General features: G+C 60.6%; 11 protein-coding genes and 1 pseudogene. 4 read left to right on the top strand and 8 right to left on the bottom strand.

Annotated features, from left to right (window positions below; all coding sequences use genetic code 11):
* Positions 1–87 precede the first annotated feature (87 nt).
* From E8M77_RS24140 to E8M77_RS04835, 5 genes and pseudogenes are all read right to left on the bottom strand, one after another.
* Positions 88–375 (bottom strand): annotated as a pseudogene (locus E8M77_RS24140) (adenylate kinase); the annotation flags it as partial.
* 21 nt (positions 376–396) lie between these two features.
* On the bottom strand, positions 397–1398 hold the full coding sequence (locus E8M77_RS04850; RefSeq protein WP_246659122.1) for an esterase-like activity of phytase family protein: 1002 nt from the start codon (positions 1396–1398) through the stop codon (positions 397–399).
* Positions 1399–1404: 6 nt separating this feature from the next.
* Positions 1405–3303, bottom strand: coding sequence for a cobaltochelatase subunit CobT (gene cobT / locus E8M77_RS04845; protein ID WP_137129483.1), 1899 nt, complete (start codon positions 3301–3303; stop codon positions 1405–1407).
* A gap of 32 nt (positions 3304–3335) precedes the next feature.
* Positions 3336–4328 carry a cobaltochelatase subunit CobS gene (gene cobS / locus E8M77_RS04840; protein WP_137129482.1) on the bottom strand — a complete coding sequence of 331 codons (993 nt, stop codon included), beginning with the start codon at positions 4326–4328 and terminating at the stop codon, positions 3336–3338.
* A gap of 129 nt (positions 4329–4457) precedes the next feature.
* A complete protein-coding gene (locus E8M77_RS04835) occupies positions 4458–5084 on the bottom strand; it encodes a J domain-containing protein (RefSeq protein WP_137129481.1) in 627 nt (208 codons plus the stop codon).
* A gap of 172 nt (positions 5085–5256) precedes the next feature.
* On the opposite strand from E8M77_RS04835, the gene E8M77_RS04830 reads away from it, so the two are divergent.
* Positions 5257–5538: a BolA family protein gene (locus E8M77_RS04830; RefSeq protein WP_137129480.1), complete on the top strand. Its 282-nt coding sequence runs from the start codon at positions 5257–5259 to the stop codon at positions 5536–5538.
* A 17-nt stretch (positions 5539–5555) separates the two neighbouring features.
* On the opposite strand, the gene E8M77_RS04825 is transcribed toward E8M77_RS04830, so the two are convergent.
* Genes E8M77_RS04825 through E8M77_RS04815 form a run of 3 tightly spaced genes read right to left on the bottom strand, consistent with a single transcriptional unit; the run spans position 5556 to position 8586 of the window.
* Complete coding sequence (locus E8M77_RS04825; protein ID WP_137129479.1) at positions 5556–6857, bottom strand: HlyC/CorC family transporter; 1302 nt, start codon at positions 6855–6857, stop codon at positions 5556–5558.
* Between the two features lie 2 nt (positions 6858–6859).
* Positions 6860–7993, bottom strand: a complete 1134-nt coding sequence (gene aroB, locus E8M77_RS04820) for a 3-dehydroquinate synthase (protein WP_137129478.1) — start codon at positions 7991–7993, stop codon at positions 6860–6862.
* The gene (locus tag E8M77_RS04815; protein ID WP_137129477.1) at positions 7990–8586 is read right to left on the bottom strand and encodes a shikimate kinase; all 597 of its coding nucleotides are present in this window, start codon (positions 8584–8586) and stop codon (positions 7990–7992) included. The genes aroB and E8M77_RS04815 overlap by 4 nt, the downstream gene beginning before the upstream one ends.
* A gap of 162 nt (positions 8587–8748) precedes the next feature.
* On the opposite strand from E8M77_RS04815, the gene E8M77_RS23825 reads away from it, so the two are divergent.
* Genes E8M77_RS23825 through E8M77_RS04805 form a run of 3 tightly spaced genes read left to right on the top strand, consistent with a single transcriptional unit; the run spans position 8749 to position 10865 of the window.
* Positions 8749–8901, top strand: a complete 153-nt coding sequence (locus E8M77_RS23825) for a hypothetical protein (protein ID WP_170975744.1) — start codon at positions 8749–8751, stop codon at positions 8899–8901.
* An 8-nt stretch (positions 8902–8909) separates the two neighbouring features.
* The gene (gene xerD, locus E8M77_RS04810) at positions 8910–9860 is read left to right on the top strand and encodes a site-specific tyrosine recombinase XerD (RefSeq protein WP_137129476.1); all 951 of its coding nucleotides are present in this window, start codon (positions 8910–8912) and stop codon (positions 9858–9860) included.
* 51 nt (positions 9861–9911) lie between these two features.
* A complete protein-coding gene (locus tag E8M77_RS04805; RefSeq protein ID WP_137129475.1) occupies positions 9912–10865 on the top strand; it encodes an acetyl-CoA carboxylase carboxyltransferase subunit alpha in 954 nt (317 codons plus the stop codon).
* The last annotated feature ends 145 nt before the right edge of the window (positions 10866–11010 follow it).

Below are 11010 nucleotides of genomic sequence, written 5' to 3'. Positions count from 1 at the left end.
GGCGCAAACTCGAAAGCCAGCCATGGCGGATCATGTCTATCGGACGCAGAGAATGGGCCAATGGGTTCTGATCAATGAGGACGCGTATAAGGTTGGATCGATCCTCAGGAAGATGATCAGATCATACATCGCTTCAAGCGGAGTACCCCATTTGAGTGCCGAGCCGGACAGGACCCAACCGGGCGCTCTTCCCATGGCCGCCTCAAGCAGCGATAGCCGCTCTGGAACGGCACGAGGCGTTCTGTAGGGTGGATCGGTTGGCATCCAGAAGAAATCATCCGTGTCGAGATGTACAATCTCGAGCCGTTCTCCCAGCATTCGCCCGAGGGTCGTGGTGCCAGTACCGGAGGCACCCATAATGTGTATCCGTGTCATCTGCGCCTTCATTTCCACCCGCTATTCAACCAGACGGAATTCCAGCATCAGGTTGCGCTGCAGCATCGAGTGATTGTCATCGGAGACGAGCATGATGTGGCTGCGCCCATCGGCGCCGGCGACAACATCAATGCCTTCCATATTGTCGATCTGATAGGCCATATCGGCCTCGATCTGCACCGGTCCGTCGAGCAACGCGCCGGGGCGGATATCTTGGCCGGCGATCCGCCGGATGCGCATGCCGACGCCGCCAAGAAAACTGAAGCGGCGCTCCAGCAGCAGAAGGTCGCCACCCGGCAGGAAAGCGCCGTCCGTGACATCCCACGGATCATTACGCACCACCTTGAACTGACCCCGCACAGGCCCTTCCAGAATGGCGGCAAAAAGATTGCCGTTCCGATCGACGCTGTTCTCGGCAATGGTCAGCACGGTACCGCTGTGCGGGCTCTGAGGCGGCGCAACCACCACAGTCTCCAACCCGCCATTGCTGCGCAGCTCGCGTTTTGGAATAAGGATGTTGAGGCTGCGTAGTGGCCTTTGCGTCTCAAAGCCCGGATCGGGATAGACATCCACGCGGTGATCCCGCTCGAAGCTGACAAGAACCTGCCCGTCGCGCAGCGCAAGCCCCTCGGCATCGATATCGCCCTTGTAGTGGGGAATATTGCCGCGCGCATCGACCATGGAACTGATCGACAGGTCTGCAAGACCGGCCAGAAAGCCCTCACCATCGCGGGTGATACGGCCTGTCAGCCAGTGGCCGGTGTCCAGAACGGACACGAACTGCGAGCCATCCGGCCGGAAGCGGATGCTCGACAGCGATCCGAGCAGTTCCTCGCTGGAGGTGAATTCCAGCCCGCCAAGGAACTGGAAGGAGCCGAACCGCGTCTCATCCGAGCCGGATTTGAACTGCGTGATGCGCTTGACTGAGACCGGTGCCGCCAGCGTTTCCGCCATGACCGGAAACGCCGTGCAGAGTGCAGTGGACAGAAACAGCGCCGTCAGCGTCAAACGAGAAATGGCCAAGAGATATCAGCCCGCCCGCCGCCGACCGCGGCCAGAGCCTGCGGCATTTTCATCAAAGAGCGAGGCCAGCTGTTCCGTCATCGCGCCCGCCAGCTCATCGGCATCGACAATGGTCACGGCACGCTTATAGTAACGCGTCACGTCATGCCCGATGCCGATTGCCAGAAGCTCGACCGACGAGCGGTTCTCAATCTGGTCGATCACCGCACGCAGATGGCGCTCCAGATAATTGCCGGGATTGACCGAAAGCGTCGAATCATCGACCGGCGCGCCATCGGAGATCATCATCATGATCTTGCGCTGTTCTGGACGACCGATCAGCCGGTTATGCGCCCACATCAGCGCCTCGCCGTCGATGTTTTCCTTCAGCAGGCCTTCGCGCATCATCAGGCCGAGATTGCGGCGCGACCGGCGCCAAGGCGCATCGGCAGACTTGTAGACGATATGGCGCAGGTCATTCAGGCGACCGGGCGTCGGCGGCTTGCCACCCGCCAGCCATTGCTCGCGGCTCTGGCCACCCTTCCAGGCCTTGGTGGTAAAGCCAAGGATTTCCACCTTCACGCCACAGCGCTCCAGCGTGCGGGCCAGAATATCGGCACAGGTTGCCGCAACCGTGATCGGCCGTCCGCGCATCGAGCCGGAATTGTCGATGACCAGAGACACGACCGTATCGCGGAATTTCGTATCGCGCTCGCGCTTGAACGACAAAGGCTGCATCGGATCGATGATCAGCCGCACAAGCCGGGCCGGGTCGAGATAGCCCTCTTCAAGGTCGAAATCCCAGGAGCGGTTCTGCTGTGCCATGAGGCGGCGCTGCAAGCGGTTTGCCAGCCGGCCGACGGCACCCTGAAGATGCGACAGCTGCTTGTCGAGAAAGGCGCGCAAGCGATCGAGTTCGGCTTCGTCGCACAGTTCTTCTGCAGAAATCTCCTCGTCAAAGGCTTCCGTGAAGATGTGATAATCCACCTTCTCGTTGAAATCGTCGAAAGGACTGTTGGGGCGGCGCGTCTCGCCGGGCGTTTCGGACTGGTCGTCATCCTCATCCGACATATCGTCGTCGGAGATTTCGGCGCCATCCATTTCGCCGTCTTCAAGCTGTTCTTCGGCAGCACGGCTCTCTTCGGCCGGCGCCGCATCAGAGCCCGCATCCTCCTCGACCTCGTCATTCTCGGTCTCGTTGCTGCGCGGCTGCTCCTCGTCGTTCTCGTTCTCCATCTCCTCCGTCTGGCTCTCGTCGTCACCATAATCCTCCGCCATCTGCATGGAGGAGAGCATGTGGCGCACCAGCCGGCCAAAAGCCTGCTGGTCTTCCATCACGGATTTGAGGTTTTGAAGTTCGGTGCCGGTCTTTTCCTCGATGAACGGGCGCCAGAGATCCAGCACCTTTCCGGCACTGGCCGGCGGCTTTACGCCCGTCAGCTTTTCGCGCACCAGCATGGCCATGGCCTCGCCGAGCGGCGCATCTTCCTGGCGCTCGACGCCGGAAAAATTCGCCTTGGAATATTTTTCGGCATTCATGCTGGAAATATTGCTGGCAACGCCTGCCATGCGCAGCGAGCCGAGCGATTCGACGCGCGCCTGCTCCACCGCATCAAACACCGCGCGGGCATCCGTGCCCTGCGGCGCCATCGTCGCATGCACAGTGGTATCGTGGCAGGCAAGGCGAAGCGCCATGGAATCGCCTAGACCACGGGTCACGGCAAGTTCATGGGCGGTCGGCCGCTTGGAGATTTCCGGCAGGCGAATGCGTTCGCCTGCCATGCCCGGCCGCTCGTTGGCGAAGGAAACCTCCACCTCGCCGCTGCCGGCAATCGAGCGCACGCATCCGGTGATTGCCCGGCGCAGCGGCTCGGTATCCACCGGTCCGCCTGCCTTCGCCTTGGTGTTGTCGCCGCGGCCTGCCATGTGCCTCTACCTTGTCAGTCTGCCCTACTGCCTCAAGCGCCGAGAACCATGTTCGCAGCACTTTCCTTCAACTCCACGCCAAAGGCGCGCTGGTACTGTTCGGCCACCAGCGTGCGCTCCAGTTCGTCGCACTTGTTGAGGAAGGTGATGCGGAACGAGAAGGCCACATCGCCGAAGATTTCGGCATTTTCCGCCCAGGTGATCACGGTACGCGGGCTCATCACGGTCGACAGATCGCCATTGACGAAGGCCGAACGCGTCATGTCGGCAACGCGCACCATCTTGGATACGGTTTCGCGACCTTCCGCCGTCTTGCCGAAGCTCTTCACCTTAGCGGCAACGATATCGACTTCCTTCTGGTGCGGCAGATAGTTGAGCGTGGTGACGATGGACCAGCGGTCCATCTGCGCCTGGTTGATCTGCTGCGTGCCGTGATAGAGGCCGGTCGTATCGCCCAGACCCACCGTGTTTGCGGTGGCAAACAGGCGGAATGCCGGGTGAGGACGGATTACCCTGCTCTGGTCGAGCAGCGTCAGGCGACCGGACGATTCCAGCACGCGCTGGATGACGAACATTACGTCCGGACGGCCGGCATCATATTCGTCGAAGACCAGCGCCACATTGTGCTGATAGGCCCAGGGAAGGATACCGTCCTTGAACTCGGTGATCTGCTTGCCATCCTTCAGCACGATCGCGTCCTTGCCGACGAGATCGATACGGCTGACATGGCTGTCGAGATTGATACGCACGCAGGGCCAGTTGAGGCGCGCGGCGACCTGCTCGATATGGGTCGACTTGCCGGTTCCGTGGAAGCCGGAGACCATCACGCGACGATTGTGGGCGAAGCCGGCAAGGATAGCCAGCGTCGTATCACGGTCGAAAAGATAATCGGGGTCCAGCTCGGGCACATAGGGGTCGCCGTTGCTATAGGCCGGGACCCGCAGGTCCGAATCAATGCCGAAGACATCCCGAACAGAAACAGTCGTGTCCGGGAGGTTTGTAATATCAAGATCGATTTTGCTCATCACCACTCCACGCCGCACCTTCTCCGGTCCGGCTGCAATCCTTGCTGCCATGCACTTAGGGTCTGTTGACTATCAGGATTCACTGAATATGCGACGCAAATCCGGATACTGAACAGGCCCCAGAACGACTTAGCAGAAACCAGCCTGCTTTAACAATTGGTAGGCTTGGATGACAGCGCGAAAACGTTCTTCCGAACCGCGATCGCCGCCATTGGCATCCGGATGATGCTTCTTCACCAGTTCCTTGTAGCGGGTCTTGATTTCCGGCGCCGTGGCACCGGCCGTCAGCCCCATCGTATCGAAAGCCTTGGCTTCCAGGGTCTTCAGCTTGCGCACAACCGGCTGCGCCGCCCGCGCCCCCGCTTCACCGCTACGCACAAAACCGAAAGGATCCTTCACATGATGGAAGCTGCCGGCGGAACCGGAACGCGTTGTCGCATGCAAAGGCGCATGCTTGGCAGCCTTGTTGACGCCCACCGTCCAGGTGGGACGATGGCCGGTAATGGCTTCCTTCTGGTAGCGCGCGATCTCGCCGTCCGAGAGGCCGGAAAAATAATTGTAGCCCTTGTTGTATTCCTTCACGTGCTCGAAACAGAACAGGAAGAACTGGCCTTCGGCATTGCGACCCACGGGTGCGCGATGGGCACCCGGCTTGTCACAGCCGTCCCAGGTACAGGTCGGTGCTTCGGCAACCGGGTCCTGCTCTCTTTTCCGGCGCGTCCGGATACGGTCGAAGTATTTGGAATCCAATTTCATGTGTCACCATTATGGGGTGCAGCGAAGGGCAGGGCAAGAATTGACAAAGCGGTTTGTTGCTGGTTGATGGGACGCCCTTTGCCAGCGCAATGAATTTGACATCTGATCCCCGTTCGCGGAACGTTCTCGGATGAAATCTCGGGCTAGAACCACCAGCCTCCAGGAGCAAGCCATGTCTGTCCGTTCCCGTATCGAAGCAACATTGCAGCAGCACCTGTCTCCACAGCGGCTGGAGGTGATCGACGAAAGCCATCACCATGCCGGCCATCAGCCGGATATTACCGGCACCGGCGAAACGCATATGCGGGTGCGGCTCGTGGCAGAGTGCTTCTCCGGCATGACGCGGTTGCAGCGGCATCGGACCGTCAACGACCTCTTGAAGCCGGAACTGGATGCCGGCCTGCATGCGCTTGCGGTGGAAGCAGCAGCGCCGGGCGAAACGACGCGCTGGTAGGAAGTCAGAAAGGCCCGTCAGGCTTTCGGCGGCAGGTCTTCGGCCGGGCGGATGCGCAGCTTGGTGATGCGGTTGCGCTCCCGCTTCATCACCGTGAAGCGCTTGCCATGGAAGGTGAAGCTCTGCCGTTCATCGGGGATCAGTTTTGATTCGTGGATGACCAGGCCGGCAATGGTTGTCGCCTCCTCATCCGGCAGGTTCCAATCCAGCGCACGGTTGAGGTCGCGAATCGGCACCGACCCATCGACAACGATCGAGCCATCGGCCTCTTGGCGCACACCCTGGATTTCCAGATCGTGCTCATCGGCAATATCGCCAACAATTTCCTCCAGAATATCCTCAAGCGTCACGATACCCTGCACCTCGCCATATTCGTCGACGACAACGGCAAAATGCATCTTGCGCCGCAGGAAGGCGTTCAACTGATCCTTGAGGCTTGTCGTATCGGGCACGAACCAGGGTTTTTGGGCGATCTTGGAAATATCGAGATCACGCGGCTCCATGTCCGGTTCGGCGAGCGCCCGCAAAAGATCCTTGGCATGCACGATGCCGATGATGTTTTCCGTCGATATGCGCCAAAGCGGCATACGGGTAAACGGGCTTTCCAGCACCGCGCGCACCACCACTTCCGGCGGATCGTCGGCATTGATCGCCCGCATCACCGTGCGGTGCTTCATCACGTCGGATACTTCCAACTCCTCCAGATCGAGAAGCCCGCCTAGCCGGTCGCGGTCAGCCTTGATGAAGGAACCTTCCCGATGCAAAAGGTCAAGTGCGCCGCGCAGTTCCTCATGCGCCGTCAGCATCGAGGTGCCCGCCGACAGGTTGATGCCGAATAGCGACAGCAGAAAGCGCACCATGGCGTTGACGCCGCTCGACAACGGCCCGGCTATGGCCACATAGATCCGCACCAGCGGCGCCACGAACATCGCAAACCGGTCCGGCGCCGAAATCGCCCAGCTCTTCGGCAGAACTTCGGAAAACACCACGAGCAGAACAGTCATGACGATCGTTGCGACCGCCACGCCCGTCTGACCGAACAGGCCGAGGAAGAGGCTCGTCGTCAGCGACGAGGCCAGAATATTGACCAGATTGTTGCCGATCAGAAGCGCGCCGATCAGCCGATCCCGCCGCTCGATCAGCTGGCTCACCAGCCCCGCCCGCGCATCTCCATTGCTTTCCAGTGTGTGCATGCGCGCCCGCGAAGCAGCCGTCAGCGCCGTTTCCGAACCGGAAAAGAAGGCTGACAGAATGATCAGCAGCAGGATCGAGACCAGCGTCAGCCAGTAATCGGAGAGGAAGATCCATAAATCCGGCAAGCTCACCTCATCAGTGCTTCATCAAGGAAGGTCTTCACTTCGGAAGTCGGCACATCATCGGCCACGAAGGACTGGCCAATGCCACGGGTCAAAATGAAGGTCAGCTTGCCGCTCTTCACTTTCTTGTCCTGGGCAATCGCATCCATGAGGAGTTCCGTCGAAGGAAGCTCTCCAGGTATGTCGGACACTTCGGTTGGCAGGCCAACCGCCTTCAGATGTGCTTCCACACGCCGCGCATCATCCGGGCTTGCAAGGTTCATGCGAGCGGAAAAACGATGGGCCATGACCATGCCGATGGACACGCCTTCCCCATGTACCAGCCGGCGGCTGTCATACTGGGTGGCGGCTTCCAGCGCATGGCCGAAGGTATGGCCGAGATTGAGAAGGGCGCGACGGCCGTTTTCACGCTCGTCTTCCACCACCACATCGGCCTTGGCCTGGCAACTGGTGGCAATCGCTTCGGCGCGCGCGGCACCACCCGCAAACACCTCGCGCCAGTTCTTCTCCAACCAGTCGAAGAAGTCCGGCTTGTCGATCAACCCATATTTGGCAACTTCTGCATAGCCGGCGCGAAACTCGCGTTCGCTCAACGTATCGAGTGCGCCGGTATCCGATAAGACGAGATCCGGCTGATGAAACACGCCGAGCAGGTTCTTGCCGTGGCGGCTGTTGATGCCTGTCTTGCCACCTACGGAACTGTCCACCTGCGACAGAAGCGTCGTGGGGATCTGCACGAAGCGCACCCCGCGCCGGACAATGCCGGCGGCAAAGCCGGCCAGATCGCCGATCACGCCGCCACCCAGCGCGATAATACAGTCATTGCGCTCAATACGCGCCGAAAGCGCCATGTCGCAGACGGCCGCCAGCGGCTCCAGGCTCTTGGTCTTTTCGCCAGCGGGCAGGGTCAGCGACACGGCTTCGATGCCATCCGTCTGCAGGCTGTCCATCAGCGCTTCCAGATAGAGCGGCGCCACATGCTCGTCCGTCACGATGGCCGCCCGCCGGCCCTTCAGCCGCGCGGTGATCTCGCCGCCAGCATGGGTGATTAGATCCGGCCCGATGAGAATGTCATAGGCGCGCTCGCCAAGCGGAACATGAACCAGGCGTTCGGTATTGCGGGATGCATCGATGGTCATGGGGTCTTGCCTTCCTCAGCCAAAGCGGCGATGGCAACAAGTACATCATTCGCCATGGTTTCCTTGCGAACGTCTCGGGATTGGACGGTCATGTCGGCTTCAGCATAGATCGGGTAGCGCTGGTTCATCAGGTTTTCCAGCGTCTGCTTCGGGTTCTCGGTCTTCAACAGCGGCCGGTTGTCCCGCTTGTTGACCCGCTCCCAGAGAATGTCCAGTTCCGCCTTCAGCCAGAGCGATACACCACCGCCCTTGATGGCGACGCGCGTACGCTCATTGATGAAAGCGCCGCCGCCGGTCGAGACCACCCGAGGGCCGCCGCCGAGCAGGCGCTCGATGACGCGGGTTTCAAGCGCGCGAAACTCGGCTTCGCCATAGGTGGCAAACAGTTCGGGAATGGTCATGCGCGAAACCCGTTCGATTTCCGCATCCGTATCGACAAACGGCAAGGACAGATGCTGCGCGACCAGCCGTCCGATCGCCGACTTCCCGGCCCCCATCAGGCCGACAAAAATCAGGTTGCGATGGCCAAGGCCGGCACGGGCCCGGTCGGCGAGCGACAGGCTTGCCGTCGGAGGTTTGACAAGATCGGGCATGGTGAGTTCCAAACTGTCCTCTCGCAGTCCTTTTCCCGCACCCTATCGACAAATGCCACGGGAGCGTCAAGCCAGGAGAGACGTGAAAGCTTGAGCAATCGGCGGTTCTTGCGCTTGTCTTTCGCATTCCTCATAAGGGTAGCTGAACCTTCGGGAGCCTCAATGCCTACTCTTTTCCGTTTTCTTCTCGTTCTGGGCATCCTTGGCGGCACAGTTTATGGCGGCATGGTCGCGCTTGTCTTCCTGGTCGAGCCGAGCGCACGCGAGATCACCGTTCGGTTGCCCTCCGAGCGTCTTAACCCACCCCAGCCGTGAGGCATGAATTGACCGATCTATCCGGCGCCCATGTGGAAGCCTTTCTGGAAATGATGAGCGCCGAGCGTGGGGCAGCCGCCAACACGCTTGAATCCTACCAGCGCGACCTTGTGAACCTGCGCGATTACCTGACACGCCGGAAAATCAGCCTGATTGCGGCAACCACCGCAGATCTATCCGGCTATCTCGGCCATCTGGCAGCCCAGGGCTTTGCCGCCTCCTCGCAGGCGCGGCATCTTTCGGCCATGCGCCAGTTCTATAAGTTCCTCTATGCAGAGACCCTGCGCACCGACGATCCGACCTCGATCCTCGATGCCCCGAAGAAGGCGCGCTCGCTTCCCAAAGTGCTGAGCGAGGCGGATGTCAGCAAGCTTCTGGCGCGCGCGGTGGAAGAGGCCGCAAGCGAGGAGCCCGGCCGCATCGCCCGGCTGCGCATGCTGGCTCTGCTGGAACTGCTCTATGCAACGGGCATGCGCGTGAGCGAACTCGTCTGCCTGCCCGTGAAGGTTCTCGATCATGAGGGCCGTTTCCTGATGATCCGCGGCAAGGGCAACAAGGAAAGGCTGGTGCCCCTGTCGCGCAGCGCCATTGCAGCCCTTGCTGCCTATGGCAGGGCGCGGGCGAGCGCCGGCGAGACCGATCGCCATGCCGACAGTCCCTGGCTGTTTCCCTCCATATCCAAGGAAGGCCACCTGCCGCGCCAGGTCTTTGCCCGCGACCTGAAGGATCTAGCCGCCCGTGCCGGCATTCGCGTCGCCGCAATTTCCCCGCATGTGCTGCGGCATGCCTTTGCCAGCCACCTCTTGCAAAATGGCGCGGATCTGCGTGTTGTGCAGGAATTGCTGGGCCATTCGGACATTTCAACGACACAAATCTATACGCATGTTCTGGAAGAACGCCTGAGAGAAGTGGTGGAAATGCATCACCCTCTTGCAAAAAGCGCCAAAAACCCTGATTAGAGCCCGGGCGGAGGGCGGCAGGACCGCCAACACGATCGGAAAACGGAGCTCATGCAGACTTATCTCGACTTCGAAAAGCCCATCTCCGACCTGGAAGGCAAAATCCACGAGTTGAAGAAGCTCGCGGCGGAAGATGAGAGCATTGACACCTCGGACGAGATCCAGCGCCTGGAAGTCCGTGTTCGCGAGGCGATGCAGGACATCTATTCCAAGCTGACCGCCTGGCAGAAGACGCAGGTCGCGCGCCACCCGCAGCGACCGCATTTCGTCGACTACGCCAAGCGCCTCTTTACCGAATTCACGCCATTGGCCGGCGACCGCTCGTTTGGCGAAGACGCCGCGATCCAGGCAGGCCTTGGCCGCTTCCGTGGCCAGCCGGTGGCGATCATTGGCCAGGAAAAGGGCCATGACACCAAGTCGCGCATCAAGCACAATTTCGGCAGCCCGCGCCCCGAAGGCTATCGCAAGGCGATCCGCGTTATGGAAATGGCCGAGCGCTTCAGCCTTCCCGTGATCACGCTCGTCGATACGGCCGGCGCCTATCCGGGCGTTGGTGCCGAGGAACGCGGCCAGGCGGAAGCAATCGCCCGCTCCACCGAAATGTGCCTTTCCCTGCATGTGCCGATGGTCTCCATCGTCATCGGCGAAGGCGGTTCCGGCGGCGCCATCGCCATTGCCACCGGCAACAAGGTCTTCATGCTGGAGCACTCGGTCTATTCGGTGATTTCGCCGGAAGGTGCCGCTTCCATCCTGTGGCGCGATTCGACGCGCGCACGCGAAGCCGCCACCAATATGAAGATCACAGCCGAGGACCTGAAGGGACTGGGCGTCATTGACGACATCATTCCTGAACCGCTGGGCGGCGCGCATCGCGACCCGGATATCGTCATCGACGCCGCCGGCGCCTTGCTGGAAAGCACGCTTGCCGAACTCGGCCAGATGTCCGGCGACGAGGTCCGCAAGGCCCGCCGTCAGAAATTCCTGGCAATCGGCCGCAATCTCTGAGAGCCTGAAGACCGGGCGGCGGGGCTTACCGCCACCCGATCACACAATTGTGCTGGCATAGCCGGCACGTTCGGTTAGGATAATGTAAAGCTTACCGCTTTATTATTGTCCGCAGAATGCGGTAAGAGCAGGGTGAGCCTGCACC

Source organism: Rhizobium sp. FY34, assembly GCF_005222845.1.
In the GTDB taxonomy this organism is placed as follows: Bacteria; Pseudomonadota; Alphaproteobacteria; order Rhizobiales; family Rhizobiaceae; genus Neorhizobium.
This window is presented reverse-complemented; position numbering and strand designations above follow the sequence as displayed.